The sequence below is a fragment of the Clostridium swellfunianum genome, assembly GCF_023656515.1.
GTDB classification, from domain to species: Bacteria; Bacillota; Clostridia; order Clostridiales; family Clostridiaceae; genus Clostridium_AT; species Clostridium_AT swellfunianum.
Genome location: NZ_JAMOFV010000006.1, coordinates 3,611,018 through 3,626,850 on the forward strand (window position 1 = coordinate 3,611,018; position 15,833 = coordinate 3,626,850).

Genomic DNA, 15,833 nt, shown 5'->3' on the forward strand with positions numbered 1-15,833 from the left:
GCAATAATTATGGGGGTGAGCTGCTTGAAATACAAAAAAGCCGTATTTGCAGGGCTTGTTTGTTTGGCACTTATCGTTTCAGGCACGGTTATCTTTACTAATATTAATAAATCAAAAGGTAAAGGTGATGATAATTTGATAACTGTAGAAAATAAACAGATAGCTATCTCTTTTAGTAAATCTAAAGGCAATATAGTCAGTTTTTACGACAAGTCAAAGAAGTTGGAGTATGTTGATGAAAATAAAAGCAGCGATCCTTTTCGGCTTGATTGGAGTTTTGAATTAGATAGTAAATTTGAAAGCTTCACCTATGAAAAAGACAAGGAAGTTAAAAATGGCACTGGATATATATTAAAGTGGCAGGTTAACCCTGCGGTACAGGTTATTGGAAAGATTCAGCTGCTTAAAGATAGCAATGAGGTAAGCTTTTACTCAGAGGTAGTAAACAACTCGGAAAAAGGCATAGCAGCAATAGAGTATCCTGTAATAAGCAACCTAAAGAACATAAGCTCTAAAGGCGAAAACGACTATTTGGCTCACAGTTTCGCTACAGGCGTTTTAATTCACAGCCCAATGAAGAATTTTAAATTCGGCGGAGACGGGCTTAGATTTATGCCTTACCCTGAAGGCTTTTCCGGAAGCACAATGCAATATTTCACCTATTACGGAGAAGGCTATGGAGGATTATACTTTGCAGCCTATGATGGAGAATTTTATCAAAAGTGGCTAAACTTCGCTAAAAACAAAAATGATTTATTGGAAGCTTCTTTTATGCACGGTTATGAGGATATAGGACCTAGAAAGGGTATAAAGGTAAACTATCCTGTAGTTATAAAGACTATGCAGGAAGGAAGCTGGTATGAGGCCTCAGATATATATAGGCAATGGGCAGAGAAACAAAAATGGAGCCAAAAAGGCAAATTAACAAAAATGGATGACTCAAACAAGGCAAAGTGGCTGCTTGAAGATATGGGGCTGTCCACATTTGGAATAAACGGTATGCATGACAGGTCCGAATGGATAAATAGATATCATGATTTGGTTCAGACTAATGTATTTCACGTTTTAGGACCGGATTGGCCTAAGTCACGCCAAAATTATTATAATGGGGTGCCTGGTGGTTTTAATGACTGGTACCCTGCAAGATTTAACGCAAATAATATAAATACCATAAACAAAATAGGAGACAAGTATGCTCCTTTTGAATTTGACTACCTTATAAATACAGCTGGTGCGGATAGTGAAAAAGTTAAAAAGTCTCTTCAACTGATGCCTGTTAATATTAGAAGCAATGACCAGTATAAGTTTTCTCTAATATGCCCTGTGGCGGATTTTACAAAAAACCTGCACGTTAAAAGAGATGAGTATCTGCAAAAGGAATATAATGTTGATTCAATTTACTATGATATTTCTGCAAATAACATTTTGAAGACTTGTATGGACCCAACACATGGACATAAAGTTGGAGGCGGTAAGGAAATAACCGAAGCTTACAGAGAAAATTACATAAATACGAAAGAAGCAATGATAAAAGCAGCAGGCAAATATATACCAATGGGAACAGAAATGATAAATGAAGTTTTTCTAGATGTGCTTGATTATTACCAGGCAAGAGCTGGCGCTCAACCTGGAACAGCCTTTGAAGGATATAACTTAAGAGATTTGATTAAGTCAGGAGAAGCAGAATTAATACCTATGTTCACCTATGTTTATCACGAGTATGGTCCAGTAAGACTCGACGGATGGGGAAAGCTGACAGAAGAAGCAGGGGATTTATTTTACTTTACAGCTGCTAGAACTTACCTTTGGGGAGGTCTTTATGAACTAAATGAAGAGTATGGACCAATGGAAGCTTTAAACGGGAAAGAAAATTCACCAGAAGAGCATTATTATGCATTTAAGCCAGCTGGATACGAGCTTGCTCCTGAACGCGGCGAATATTTAAGGCAATTTGCTTCCTTAAGAACAGGAAAAGGGAATAAGTATTTAGCTTATGGAAAGATGCTGAAGCCAGTAGAAGCAAAAGGCTATGAGATTGAACTTAACTGGTATAACTACTTTGTTCCTAAAAGTGGCGGAGAATATAACGAAAAAGGCAAGATAAAGCTTGATTCAATTATAAGCTCGGCTTGGATGTATGAAAATAAAAGCCTTGGATTATTCTATTCAAATGTCCAGGATAAAGAACAAAAAATAACGCTTCCAATTGATATGAGAAAATACAATTTGGAAGGCAAGGACTTTAGTATTAGCTTAATAAAAGACGGCAGCGATACAAGCCTGGGAACAATATCTAAAAATGAAACAAAGGAGCTGGAGTTAACCATACCCGCAAGGAAAGTAATCATGATTGAAATTAAATAACTAAAATATTTAGGAGGCAATGCCCTTGTAAATATAAAAACCAAATTAGTTTTATGATTAAAGGGGGAATTAAATTGTTTAGCAAGAAAACGTTTAAGTTGACAGCCATAGCTTTATCATTATTTTCAACAATGTCTATTTTGGGCGGATGTTCATCAAAGCCGGCAGGTTCGCAAAATTCTGGCGGCTCTGACCAAAAGCAGGGAAAAGTAGTTGTTACCCTATGGAACAGAGTGTTTGAGGATTGGAACAAGGCTTGGAGCGAAAAGGTAGTAGAAGACTTTAACAAGTCCCAAGACAAAGTAGAAATACAGCAAAAATTCATACCAGGAGATGCTTGGGATCAAAGTATGAAATCTGCACAAGCTGCTGGAGAGGCTCCAGATATATACTTAATGAATTATGGCGGAATAGCTTTTGCTGCAAAGGACGGCCTTATAGAACCATTGGACGACTTAATACCAAAAACAGCCTGGGATGATTTATATCCAAACGTAAGTCAGTTTGTTGGCTATAAAGGAAAGCATTATGCATACCCTCAGCTTTTAGAGCCTTCTACAGTTCTTTACTATAGAAAGGACTTATTTAAGGCAGCTGGCTTAGATCCAGAAAAACCACCAGTTACTTGGGATGAGCTTATTGAAGATGGTAAGAAGCTAACTAAAGGTGATGTATTCGGATTAGGTGTTGCAGCCGTTGCTGCTGATATGGGATGGGCAACCTGGGGCTGGCAGCAGCAGGCAGCAGGACATTTTGCGGTAAATGATGATTGGTCAAAGGCAACTGTAACTGACAGTGGCTATAAAGATCTTTTAACTTTTTATAAAAAGCTATATGACAGCAAGATTGTTCCAGAACAGGCATTATCGGGATATGCTGATATAAAAGCCTTTGGAGAAGGAAAATTAGCTATGGCCTTCTGCGGTTCATGGGGTATAGGACAACTTAAAACTACTTATCCAGATATTATACCTAATTTAGGCATAGCTGTAGCTCCAACAAAAGATGGAAACCAAGACAAAGTTACATCAACAGTTGGCGGATGGACTTATGTAGTAGATGCAAAATCAAAGCATAAAAAAGAAGCAGCAGATTATATAACCTGGCTTTTAGGAAGCGATCCTAGCAGATGCGTTGAATTCTTCAAAACTTCAGGCTGGTCAAAATACTCTCCAAGAAAATCAGTTGATACAGCTATAAACAATGATGCAGAAGCTAAGAACGATATGTGGAGAAAGACAATTGCTGAAAAGATAGTTCCTAAATCAGTAGCAGAACCAATATATGCATGGGATATAAGCATTTCAGTAGCAAATGCAATTGATAAAGTTGTTACAAATAATATGAAAGTCGAAGATGCTCTAAAAGAATCAGAACAGGAAATTAACGACTATATTAAAAATAATAACTATGCTGGCACAAATCCATTGCTTGCCAAATAAATAATTAAGTTAAATCTGGGGAGCTTTTCCCCAGATTTAATTAAAATATAGTTAGTCCTAAATACCTTATAGGGGTGATAAAAGTGTTAAAACTAAAAAAAGATATAAAATCATCATCCGAAGTTAATAAAGGTACGCTGGGAATGAGAAAACACGATGCGCTAACCGCTTATTTAATGTTAGCTCCAGGCTTTATACTAATAACAATATTTGTTATTGTGCCGTTTTTTTATTCTATTGCTGTAAGCTTTACAGATTGGAGCTTTTATGGAACTTCTAAGTTCGTAGGCTTTAAAAACTACAGAGTTATTCTAACAAACAAGCTTTTTAGAACATCTCTGACAGTTGCTATAAAATATGTTCTTATTATTGTACCAACTCTCTTTATTGTAAGTTTTTTGTTTTCTCACGTTCTTAAGGGAATGAAAGGAAAAGCAGCTTCCTTTGCAAAAACCTCGGTATACATACCTACTGTTATTTCTGGTATACTGGCAGCTGCAATCTTTACATTCATATATGATTACCAAGGTGGAATATTAAACTCAATTTTGGCTAACTTCGGAATACCAAAACAAGCATTCTTGAAAAAACCGTTAATTTCCAGCATAGCCCTTTCAATTCCAATAGTTTGGTTGGGCTTTGGCTACAATACTCTAGTAATGCTGGCAGGATTATTAGACATTCCTCAGGTTTACTATGAAGCAGCTGATGTGGAAGGAGCAAATGCCTTCGAAAAGCTTATTTATATAACCATACCTTCCATGAAAAATATATTTATTCTGATAACCATTACTCTTGTAACTGGAGCATTAACAGAGTTTAACGTTCCGTATATGATGACAGGAGGAGGGCCTACAAACAGCAACCTAACTCCAATTGTTTATATCTTTAATAACTTCAAGAGCAATCCTACTATGGGACCTACAGTAGCGGCTTCACTTTTAATGGTTATAGTGCTCAGCTTAATTTCCGGGCTGATATTTACCATAATCAAATCTGAAAAGTCTATGGATGCTTAATATAAGGGAGGTAACATAATGAGGAAATTCAAAATTAAAAAGGTTATTTTAAATTTATTTGGTATAGCTGTAGGGCTTATATCATTATTCCCTCTCCTATGGATGGCTATTTCAGGAGTAAAACCTGAAAAAGAAGTTTTAGCAGTTCCATTTAGGTTTTTTCCAACAAAATTTGTTACAGACAATTATCTAAAATTGATACAGGAAGGCATGTTTTTTAGATCTATAGCTGTTACCTTCTTTGTAGCCTTTGTTTCAGTAATGTTATCGCTGCTGATCAATTCTATGAGCGCCTATGTTTTTGCAAGGCTGGAGTTTCCCTTTAAAAAATACTTATGGGCATATGAAATAGTAACAATGTTTATACCCAATATAGCTATTTTAATAACCTCCTTTGTAGTTGTTGCAAAATTAGGAATGTTGGACAGCTTATCGGTTTTAATTGTTCCTGGATTGGCCACAGGCTATAATATTTTCTTTATAAGACAGTTTTATTTAAATATCCCTTCTTCTATTGAGGAAGCAGCACTTATAGACGGAGCAAATAGATTTCAAACATACGTGCATATTTTCCTGCCTCTTTCAAAATCACCCTTTGTTATTGTTGGTGTAAGTACATTTCTAGGCTATTGGAATTCTTATATATGGCCAGCTATGACAATATCCAATCAAAAGCTGTTTCAAGTTATGCAGGTAATAGCTTTATTTAAAGGTACTTATGCCTCGCAATGGGGAAGAATTATGGCAGCATCAACCTTAGCTGCAATCCCAACAATATTGTTATTCCTTGTATTCCAAAAGCATATCCTTCAAGGAATCAAAATATCTGGTATTAAATAATCTTGTTATGGAGGTAGACAAAATGGAAAAGTCTTCGATGCATTCTCAAAGAATATACATGAATGATGCCAGCGAAGTAGCATTTTTACTTGGGGGGATAGGGACAGGCAACATTTCGATCGGTCCACGAGGAGAGCTTAAAGATTGGGAACTATTTAATCGGCCAGCTAAAGGAAATAAAGTTCCATATAGTTTTTTTAGCATTTGGGCAAAAGAATATGATAAGGAACCAGTTGTAAAGATATTAGAAGCTGAGCTTTGTCAGCCTTATACTCAGACTCATGGATACCATTCGGGTAATTTAGCTGGGCTTCCAAGACTAAGCTCTTCTAAATTTAAAGGAGAATATCCATTTGCATGGGTTGAGTTTGAGGACAACGATTTGCCTGTGCAGGTAACTCTTGAAGCTTTTACTCCCTTTATTCCGCTTAATGCTGATGATTCGGGGATTCCTGGAGCAGTTATAAGATATAAGGTTAAAAATACATCCTTGAAGGATGTAGATGTTACTGTAGCCGGCTCTATCCCTAATATTGTAGGCTTCAACGGGTATGACTGCTTTGATAATATGATGCCAATAGAAGGAAACTTTAATGAATACAGGGAAGATATGGCGAAAGGCATTTTTTTTACCTCGAATAAATTAGAAAATAATGATTTAAAGTATGGAAATATGGCTTTGATGACTGACGACTGCAATACAACAGTAAAGCCAAGTTGGCTTAAAGGCGGCTGGTGGGATGGAGCTCAGGATTTCTGGGATGATTTTTATCAGGATGGAAGACTTGAAAAAGAGCCTGTGAGCAGCTATCCAGACAGTAAAATAGGACCTCAGGGAGTAAAGGTTGGTTCTTTAGGGATTTACCATACACTAAAGCCAGACGAGGAGAAAACCTTTGAGTTTATTTTAACCTGGTATTTTCCTAATAGACCAAAAGACTGGTTTGAGGAAATTAAAGAGATTGAGAAGAATTATTATAGTACAATCTTCGAGGATGCCTGGAGTGCAGGCAAGTATATGCTTGAAAACATGTCTCACCTGGAGAAAGGAAGTAGAAGTTTTCACAGGTCTATTTTTGGAAGCACGCTGCCGGACTATGTAATAGACGCTTTAACAAGCAATATTACTGTTATAAGAAGCAACACTTGTTTTAGAATAAAGGATGGCACATTTTTAGCTTATGAGGGCTGTCATGATTCAATGGGCAGCTGCGATGGAACTTGTACTCACGTATGGAACTATGCTCAAACCTTAGCTTTTCTGTTCCCGGAACTTGAAAGAACTGCTAGAAATGTAGAGTTTAATATTGAGACTGATGAAAATGGATTAATGGCTTTTAGAACAAGGCAAGTTTTTGATCAGGAAAAATTTGATATGGTTCCGGCTGCTGATGGGCAAATGGGAACTATAATCCGCCTTTATAGGGAATGGAAATTAAGCGGCGACAATGAATTTTTGAAAAAAGTATGGGATAAAGCAAGCAAAGCTCTAGATTTTGCTTTTGAATATTGGGATTCTGACAGCGATTTTGTACTTGACAGAGAGCAGCACAATACTTATGACATCGAATTTTATGGTCCCAATTCTTTAACTAACTCTATGTTTCTTGCTGCACTAAAAGCAGGTGCGGAAATGGCAGAGTTTGTTCATGACATTAAGCATCAAATTAAATATCAGACTGCCTTTGAAAAAGGCAGCAGAAAGATGGATGAACTCCTATGGAATGGAGAGTATTATATACAAAATATTGAAGATGTGAATGAACACAAATATCAATATGGTATAGGCTGTCTTTCGGATCAGGTCTTAGGTCAATCACTTGCTCATATAGCAGGCTTAGGATACATACTGCCTGAAGAGCATGTTAAAAAAGCTGTTAAAGCTATATACAATTACAATTTTAAAAGTGATTTTAGAAAGATACATAGTGTGCAAAGAACCTATGTGCTTAACGATGAAAGCGGGTTAATTCTTTGCTCCTGGCCAAAGGGCGGAAGGCCAAGACTACCTTTCGTGTACTCTGATGAGGTATGGACAGGAATTGAATATCAGGTTGCTTCACATTTAATTTATGAAGGCTTTATTGACGAGGGACTGTCTATTGTAAAGGCAGTAAGAGACAGACATGACGGCTACAAAAGAAACCCATGGAATGAAGTGGAGTGCGGCAATCACTATGCTCGTTCATTGGCTAGCTGGGCGGTTTTAATAGCACTTAGCGGATTTAAGTATGACATGGTAAATGGAAAAGTGAGCTTCAAGCCTGTAATAAATGAAGAGGACTTTTCTTGTTTCTGGAGCACAGGCAAAGCATGGGGAATATACAATCAGAAGAAGAATACAGATACAGGAGAAGCTGAATGGAGCATAGAAGTGCTTTACGGAAGCTTGGATGGTATAGAAGTAAATATAGAAAATTAGACAATATGCGTGCATGAGATGGTTAAAGCTCTAAAATGGCTTTAACGAGCAGCTTGTGAGCTGAGCGAACATTTTAAGTTACCCAGTGCCCAAAGGGAAACGAGTAATCGTAAATAGCCCAGTGTTTCCACTGAAAGGAGGAAGTTATGCAAAAATTTGACGGTTTGAATGTAAACATGAGTAATTTGCATCTGTTGTCAGATGCAAAAACACGATCTATTAGCCCTGAAAATTTCACGGGCGAGAAGGGCAAGGGTGGAATGGCAACCACAGGTACAGGAGAAAGAGCCTCAAGTCAGCTTGGAAGAGGCTGGAAGGTGTCGCCTTCAATTATTATACATGCCAAAGAAACCTTTGAGCTTGGGAATATTGAGGGCCCGGGCGCAATTCAGCATATATGGATGACTCCAACTGGAATATGGAGAAACAGCATATTAAAAATATATTATGACAATCAGGATATTCCTTCAGTTGAATGCCCTGTAGGAGACTTCTTTGCATGCGGTTGGGGACAGTATGCTCACGTAAATTCACTAGCAGTAACAGTAAACCCAGGCAGTGCTTTTAACTGTTATTGGACTATGCCCTTTAGAAAAAACTGCAGAATAACAATGACGAATATTGGCGAGGAGGATATGTATCTTTATTACCAGATAGATTATGTACTAACAGAGGTTTCTGAGGATACTGCATACTTTCACGCACAGTTCAGGCGCGTTAATCCTCTTCCTTATAAAGAAGTCTATACAATAGTAGACGGTATTAAAGGGAAGGGCCACTATGTTGGAACCTACATGGCTTGGGGAGTAAATAACAATGGCTGGTGGGGAGAAGGGGAAATAAAGTTTTATATGGATGGCGATAAGGAGTATCCGACAATATGCGGTACTGGAACAGAAGATTATTTCTGCGGCTCCTATAATTTTGAAAATAAGACAACCCACCAATATGAGGAATACACAACTGCTTATGCAGGGCTTCCTCAGGTTATTCGCCCAGACGGGCTTTATCAGTCTCAAATGCGTTTTGGCATGTACAGATGGCATATAACAGACCCAATAAGATTTGACGAGGATTTAAAGGTTACTATTCAGGCACTTGGCTGGAGAAATGGAGGGTATTATCTGCCTCTGCAAGATGACATCGCTTCAGTGGCATATTGGTATCAAACCCTGCCAACACAAGAATTTCCAAAGCTGCCTGGAGTTGAAAAGCTTGAAATAAATTAAATTTATTAAAAATGGGGGAGTTTTTATGAGATTTAGAAAAATGAGCTTACTTATGGTCGTTATGTTTTCTTTAGGCATTGTTTTATTTGATGGGATGGCAAGCAACAGGAAAGCTATTGCAGAACAGGAAAATCTAATTGAAGATGCGGGCTTTGAAAATCAAACAGCTGCTTCCATATCGCATCCATGGAGAATTGAAGGAGCAGGAGGAGTAGACAGAGAATTAGGCTATTCGCATTCAGGCTTAAATAATGCCTGGATTTATTCTAAGGATGGATGGACTAATATCTATCAGAAGGTTGACGTAGCAAAAAACACGGATTATATTTTTTCAGGCTGGGTAAAAAGCATAAATCAGTCAAATGGATACTTTGGAGCTAGAGCAAAAAGGGCGGATGGAAGCATTGTGATATTAAGTGAAACTGTATTTCATGATGAAACTCCAGCAGGCCAGCCTGACGAATACAAGCTGCTTTCTGTGACTGTGAATTCAGGTGATTACGACAGTTTGGAATTATATGCAGGCTTCTGGGGAAATGGAAATGACGCATGGGTTCAGGTAGATGATTTTTCCTTGGTTAAAGAAATAAAGCCTTCCACAACTGACAGCAGCAAGTTTGTTTTAAATGGAGTTAAAAATCTTACCAAGGTAGCACAGTTAACAGGTAAAAATTCAATAAATAAAACTGATAAATATGATCTGTATGGTACTGACCTTGGAAGCATGATTGAAATGAACGGAAAGGTCTATATGACCTTCGGCGACACCTTTGGCGTACGTCCAGACGACTTTATAGGTGGGGGAGGCAGCAATTGGCGCTCAAGTACCATGGCGGTAATATCCGATAAGAATCCTTCTGACGGATTAACCTTTGATGGTTTCATTACAGGACCGGATGGAAATGCCAAGGAGCTGTTAAGCTCTAAAAAGATAAATTACGATGAGATGACAGTTATTCCTACTGGCGGATTCAGCATAGGCAATAGATTATACTTAAACTTTATGTCAGTTCATCACTGGGGAGACCCTGGAAGATGGACCACTAACTACAGTGGCTTGGCGCGTTCTGATGACGGAGGCAACACATGGACAAAGCTAGACGATGTAAAATGGCCGGGAGGAAGCAATTTTATCCAGGTAACTACAGCTAAAAAGGGAAATGACATTTATTTTTGGAGTATACCTCAAGGAAGATTCGGCGGTGTTAAGCTGATGAAGTCGTCAATAAGCAGCGTAGAGGATATAAGCAAATATCAATATTTTGCCGGAACTGATAAAGATGGAGAGCCACTTTGGTCTTCTAACATGCCTGATGCAAGAGAAATAATTGAGGGTCCTGTTGGAGAATTGTCTGTAATTTGGAATAAATATTTAGGAAGATGGATTATGACCTATCTGAACGAGAAAACTGCTTCAATTGAAATGAGAGAAGGAATAACACCTTGGGGAGAGTGGAGCGAGCCGGTTACTGTTGCTAAAGGAACCGACTATCCTGGCTTGTATGGAGCCTTTATGACTCCTAAGTATGTAGAAGACAATGGCAGAGTTATATACTTTACAATGTCTCAATGGGATCCATATAACGTGTTCCTAATGAAGGTGGAACTAGACAGGTCAGGAAAAAAGAACAGCTATAAAATTGAAAAAATGGAGGACGAAGAAAATGCTGAAGGGCATTCCGAAGATAATATCGCCAGAGCTAATTAAAGTTTTGATGGAAATGGGACACGGAGACGAAATTGTCATTGCAGATGGCAATTTCCCGGCTGCTTCTTGCGCTAAAAGACTTATTAGATGCGATGGTCATAATGTTCCTGAGCTTTTAGACGCAATATTGAAGTTCTTTCCTGTAGATACAGATTCTAAATATTCAGCTTCGTTAATGCAGGTGGATATTGGGGAAAAGCTATTGCCTGTGATCTGGGAGGAATATAAGAAAGTGCTTAGAAAATATGAATCTAATTTTCAAGAATTTAATATTGCAGCCAGACAGGATTTTTATGATAAAGCAAAGAATGCATATGCTGTAATCGCTACAAGCGAGCCAGCTTTATATGCAAATATCATAATAAGAAAAGGTACAGTTTAATAGGAGGGACAATAAATGAGCAACAGATTGAATGGAAGCTTGCCAAAGATAGGAATAAGACCAATAATTGACGGACGTAGAAATGGTGTAAGAGAATCTCTTGAAGAGCAAACAATGAATATGGCAAAGGCCTTGGAAAAGCTTTTGACTGAGAATTTAAGACATCCAAGCGGAGAGGCGGTTGAGTGTGTAATTGCAGACTCTACCATAGGCGGAGTAGCTGAAGCAGCCAGATGTGCAGAAAAGTTTGAAAGAGAAGGCGTGGGCGTTTCAATATCCGTAACACCATGCTGGTGCTATGGGACTGAAACAATCGATATGAACCCTAACATACCAAAGGCAATATGGGGTTTTAACGGAACAGAAAGACCAGGAGCTGTTTACCTTGCAGCAGCACTTGCAGGACATAATCAAAAGGGACTTCCTGCCTTTGGAATTTACGGCAGAGATGTTCAGGATGCAGGCGACACATCAATTCCAGAGGATGTTAAGGAAAAGCTTCTTAAGTTTGCAAAAGCTGGACTGGCAGTTGCAACTATGAGAGGTAAATCATATTTGGCAATGGGTAGCGTTTCAATGGGTATAGCAGGTTCAGTAGTTAATCCTGACTTCTTTGAAAGCTATTTAGGAATGAGATGCGAGTACATAGACACTGCAGAGTTCACTCGCAGAATTGCACTTGAAATATATGACAGAGACGAATATGAAAAGGCTCTAAAGTGGGTTAAGGAAAACTGCAAGGAAGGAAAAGACAATAACCCAGTAGAAAAGCAATTTAAAAGGGAGCAGAAGGATAAGGATTGGGAAACTGTTGTTAAGATGACCTTAATAGCAAGAGACCTTATGATAGGAAATCAAAAGCTTGCTGAAATGGGATACGGAGAGGAAGCAGAAGGACATAATGCTATTGCTTCAGGTTTCCAGGGGCAAAGGCAATGGACTGATATGTTCCCAGATGGAGACTTCATGGAAGCTATATTAAATTCCTCCTTTGATTGGAATGGAATTAGAGAAGCCTTTGTTTATGCAACAGAGGATGACAGCTTAAATGGAGCATCAATGCTATTTGGACACCTTTTATCAAACACAGCACAATTGTTTGCAGATGTTAGAACCTACTGGAGTCCTGAAGCAGTTAAGAGAGTAACAGGAACAGAGCTTACTGGAAAAGCTGCAAATGGACTTATACACCTTATTAATTCAGGAGCAGCTACCCTTGATGCTACTGGACAGCAGTCTATTGACGGACAGCCTGCAATGAAGCCTTTTTGGGATATAACTGAAGAAGAGGTTGAAAAATGCCTTGAAGCAACTAGCTGGAGACCTGCAAATCTAGGATACATGAGAGGCGGCGGGTATTCCTCACAATTTTTAACAAAGGGTGGAATGCCAGTTACAATGTGTAGGTTGAATTTGATAAAGGGACTGGGAGCGGTTCTTCAAATTGCAGAGGGTTATTCCGTTGAGCTTCCTGAAGATGTTCATAAGACCTTGGATGACAGAACAGATCCATCCTGGCCAACAACCTGGTTTGCTCCAAACTTAACAGGGGAAGGCGCATTTAAGGATGTATATTCAGTTATGAACAACTGGGGAGCAAATCATGGAGCTATTAGCTACGGACACATAGGTGCAGAATTAATAACTCTAGCTTCGATGCTTAGAATTCCAGTAGCTATGCATAATGTGCCTGAGGAAAAAGTATTCAGACCAAGCGTATGGGGAGCCTATGGAACAAAAGACATGGAAAGTGCCGACTTCAGAGCTTGCGAAACCTATGGACCTTTATATGGATTAAAGTAGATTCGACAATTGATAAAAGGAAGTACTATTAAGCTTTAGTACTTCCTTTGCAATATAAAGAGGGATGTGATTATATGTCAAATAAAAAATATGCAATAGGACTGGACTTTGGCACGCAATCAGGACGTGCTGTTTTAGTAGAAGTAGAAACAGGAATGGAAGTTGCTGAAGCAGTTACTCCTTACAAATGCGGTGTAATTGATGAATATTTGCCTGAAACGAATTTAAAGCTTCCTCAAGATTTTGCTTTGCAAAATCCTGAGGATTATATAGAAGTATTAGAGACTGTCGTGCCAAAGGTAATGAAAGAGACAGGTATTAGCCCCGAAGATATAATTGGAATTGGAATTGACTTTACAGCCTGCACCATACTTCCTGTAACAAAGGATGGCACAGCGCTTTGCATGCTTTCGGAATATAGAGCTAATCCTCATGCCTGGGTTAAGCTTTGGAAGCATCATGCTGCCCAGAGGGAAGCTAATGATTTTAATAAAATTGCAGGCTTAAGAAATGAAAGTTTTATGTTCAGATACGGAGGCAAGATTTCCTCAGAATGGCTTGTCACTAAGATTTGGCAGATTTTAAAGGAAGCTCCTGAAATTTACTCAAATGCAGACAGCTTTATGGAAGCTGGAGACTGGGTAACTATGCAGCTTACAGGAATTAATGTAAGAAACAGTTGTGCTGCAGGCTATAAGGCTCTATGGAGCAAGAGCGAAGGATATCCTGATAAGAAATTCTTTAAGGCGCTTGATCCTAGGCTTGAAAATTTAGTGGAAGAAAAGCTAAACAGTCCTATACTGCCTATAGGAAGCAAGGCAGGATTACTTCGCAAGGAGATGGCTGCAAAGATGGGGCTTAGAGAAGGCATATCAGTTTCTGTAGCCAATGTGGATGCTCATGTTGCAGCACCTGCTGTCAAAGTGGTTGAGCCGGGAAAAATGCTTATGATCATGGGAACCTCAACCTGTCATATGCTTTTATCAAAAGAAAATAAGCTGGTAAAGGGTGTAGGCGGAGTAGTAGAAGATGGAATCATTCCAGGCTTTTATGGCTATGAAGCAGGACAGGCTGCTGTAGGAGACATATTTGAATGGTTTGTTGATAATCAGGTTCCTGAAAGCTATATGAAAGAAGCCGGAGAAAGAGGAATTAACATACATGTTCTTTTAGAGGAGAAGGCTTCAAAGCTAAAGCCAGGTGAAAGCGGGCTGCTTGCTTTGGATTGGTGGAATGGAAATAGGTCTACTCTTGTAGATGCGGATTTAACAGGAATGATATTAGGGGCAACCTTATTAACCAAGCCAGAGGAAATTTACAGAGCGCTTATTGAAGCCACAGCCTTTGGAACTAATGCAATAATAGAAGCATTTAGGGAGGAGGATATAGCTGTAGATGCTCTCTATGCCTGCGGAGGGCTGCCAGAGAAGAATAAAATGCTAATGCAGATTTATGCTGACGTTACTAATATGGAAATAAGAATTTCAGCTTCAAAGCAAACTCCTGCATTGGGCGCGGCTATGTTTGGAGCTGTTGCAGCAGGTAAAGAAAACGGAGGATACGATAGTTTGTTAGAAGCTGCAGAAAAAATGGCACGATTAAAGGACGAGGTGTTTAAGCCGATACCTGAGAATGTAAAGGTGTATGGAAAATTGTACCTAGAATATAAGAAACTATACGATTATTTTGGCAAAGGCGAAAATAATGTTATGAAGGTTTTAAAAGCACTTAAAAGCAACGACTAACAATTTTTAATTCTACGAAAAAAATAGATTATGTATTTGGAGGACTAAACTAATGAAATTATTTATTGATACTGCCAATGTTGAGGAAATAAGAGAAGCAAATGAAATGGGGGTTATTTGTGGAGTGACTACAAATCCATCATTGATTGCAAAAGAAGGACGAGATTTCAGTGAAGTTATTAAAGAGATAATCTCCATAGTTGACGGACCAATAAGTGGAGAGGTTATAAGCTTGAATGCTGAAGATATGATAGAAGAGGGTAGAGAAATAGCTAAAATTCATAAAAATATGGTAGTTAAGATACCTATGACTAGTGAGGGGCTAAAGGCTGTAAAGGTGCTTTCAAGTGAAGGAATAAAGACTAATGTAACACTAATTTTCACACCTTCTCAGGCATTGCTTGCAGCTAGAGCAGGAGCATCCTATGTAAGCCCATTCCTTGGAAGGTTAGATGATATAGCTGCAAATTCCATGGAGCTTATAGAGAAAATAGCTCATATATTTAATATTCATAAGATAGGAACTGAAATTATTACAGCAAGTACAAGGAACCCAATTCATGTACAAGAAGCAGCAGCGGCAGGTTCTCACATAGCTACAGTTCCATTTGCAGTTATAAAGCAAATGTTAAAGCATCCTTTAACTGATAGCGGAATTGAAAGGTTTATGAAGGACTGGAATGAAGCATTTAATAAAATAAGCTAGCTTAACAGTATGACTCTTCAAAAAACTTGGATTTGAAGGTGCCAATTAAATAAAAATAAATTTCAAAGCTGGTGCTAATGTGCACCAGCTTTTGCTACGTAAAAAACAATTTGTGTTAATAATAAGTGAAAAACATATAAAAATGTTTCTGAAACAATTTACAAAAATATTCA

General features: G+C 38.4%; 11 protein-coding genes. All 11 read left to right on the forward strand.

Features of this window, described 5'->3' with window-relative positions; translation table 11 throughout:
• The first annotated feature begins 24 nt into the window (after positions 1 to 24).
• A complete protein-coding gene (locus NBE98_RS17015; protein ID WP_250816209.1) occupies positions 25 to 2,364 on the forward strand; it encodes a DUF6259 domain-containing protein in 2,340 nt (779 codons plus the stop codon).
• A gap of 74 nt (positions 2,365 to 2,438) precedes the next feature.
• Positions 2,439 to 3,806 carry an ABC transporter substrate-binding protein gene (locus NBE98_RS17020; protein WP_250816210.1) on the forward strand — a complete coding sequence of 456 codons (1,368 nt, stop codon included), beginning with the start codon at positions 2,439 to 2,441 and terminating at the stop codon, positions 3,804 to 3,806.
• An 83-nt stretch (positions 3,807 to 3,889) separates the two neighbouring features.
• Positions 3,890 to 4,825 carry a carbohydrate ABC transporter permease gene (locus tag NBE98_RS22550; RefSeq protein ID WP_250816211.1) on the forward strand — a complete coding sequence of 312 codons (936 nt, stop codon included), beginning with the start codon at positions 3,890 to 3,892 and terminating at the stop codon, positions 4,823 to 4,825.
• An 18-nt stretch (positions 4,826 to 4,843) separates the two neighbouring features.
• Entirely contained in the window at positions 4,844 to 5,665 is an 822-nt protein-coding gene (locus tag NBE98_RS17030; protein ID WP_250816212.1) for a carbohydrate ABC transporter permease, read from the forward strand.
• Positions 5,666 to 5,687: 22 nt separating this feature from the next.
• A complete protein-coding gene (locus NBE98_RS17035) occupies positions 5,688 to 8,087 on the forward strand; it encodes a GH116 family glycosyl-hydrolase (protein WP_250816213.1) in 2,400 nt (799 codons plus the stop codon).
• Between the two features lie 146 nt (positions 8,088 to 8,233).
• Positions 8,234 to 9,316: a glycoside hydrolase family 172 protein gene (locus tag NBE98_RS17040; RefSeq protein WP_250816214.1), complete on the forward strand. Its 1,083-nt coding sequence runs from the start codon at positions 8,234 to 8,236 to the stop codon at positions 9,314 to 9,316.
• Between the two features lie 25 nt (positions 9,317 to 9,341).
• The gene (locus NBE98_RS17045; protein ID WP_250816215.1) at positions 9,342 to 11,024 is read left to right on the forward strand and encodes a glycoside hydrolase family 183 protein; all 1,683 of its coding nucleotides are present in this window, start codon (positions 9,342 to 9,344) and stop codon (positions 11,022 to 11,024) included.
• Positions 10,981 to 11,406 (forward strand): RbsD/FucU family protein, encoded by a 426-nt coding sequence (locus tag NBE98_RS17050; protein ID WP_250816216.1) that lies wholly within the window; start codon positions 10,981 to 10,983, stop codon positions 11,404 to 11,406. Before NBE98_RS17045 ends, NBE98_RS17050 begins: the two co-directional genes overlap by 44 nt.
• Before the next feature lie 15 nt (positions 11,407 to 11,421).
• The gene (locus tag NBE98_RS17055; protein ID WP_250816217.1) at positions 11,422 to 13,209 is read left to right on the forward strand and encodes an L-fucose isomerase; all 1,788 of its coding nucleotides are present in this window, start codon (positions 11,422 to 11,424) and stop codon (positions 13,207 to 13,209) included.
• Positions 13,210 to 13,283: 74 nt separating this feature from the next.
• Positions 13,284 to 14,954, forward strand: a complete 1,671-nt coding sequence (locus NBE98_RS17060) for a ribulokinase (protein WP_250816218.1) — start codon at positions 13,284 to 13,286, stop codon at positions 14,952 to 14,954.
• Between the two features lie 52 nt (positions 14,955 to 15,006).
• The gene (gene fsa / locus NBE98_RS17065) at positions 15,007 to 15,660 is read left to right on the forward strand and encodes a fructose-6-phosphate aldolase (protein WP_250816219.1); all 654 of its coding nucleotides are present in this window, start codon (positions 15,007 to 15,009) and stop codon (positions 15,658 to 15,660) included.
• Positions 15,661 to 15,833: the final 173 nt, after the last annotated feature.

Bases quoted from the DNA above. Each gene is read 5' to 3' on its own strand.
- NBE98_RS17030 (WP_250816212.1), top strand. From the start codon at position 4,844: ATGAGGAAATTCAAAATTAAAAAGGTTATTTTAAATTTATTTGGTATA.
- NBE98_RS17035 (WP_250816213.1), top strand. From the start codon at position 5,688: ATGGAAAAGTCTTCGATGCATTCTCAAAGAATATACATGAATGATGCC.
- NBE98_RS17040 (WP_250816214.1), top strand. From the start codon at position 8,234: ATGCAAAAATTTGACGGTTTGAATGTAAACATGAGTAATTTGCATCTG.
- NBE98_RS17045 (WP_250816215.1), top strand. From the start codon at position 9,342: ATGAGATTTAGAAAAATGAGCTTACTTATGGTCGTTATGTTTTCTTTA.
- NBE98_RS17050 (WP_250816216.1), top strand. From the start codon at position 10,981: ATGCTGAAGGGCATTCCGAAGATAATATCGCCAGAGCTAATTAAAGTT.
- NBE98_RS17055 (WP_250816217.1), top strand. From the start codon at position 11,422: ATGAGCAACAGATTGAATGGAAGCTTGCCAAAGATAGGAATAAGACCA.
- NBE98_RS17060 (WP_250816218.1), top strand. From the start codon at position 13,284: ATGTCAAATAAAAAATATGCAATAGGACTGGACTTTGGCACGCAATCA.
- fsa (WP_250816219.1), top strand. From the start codon at position 15,007: ATGAAATTATTTATTGATACTGCCAATGTTGAGGAAATAAGAGAAGCA.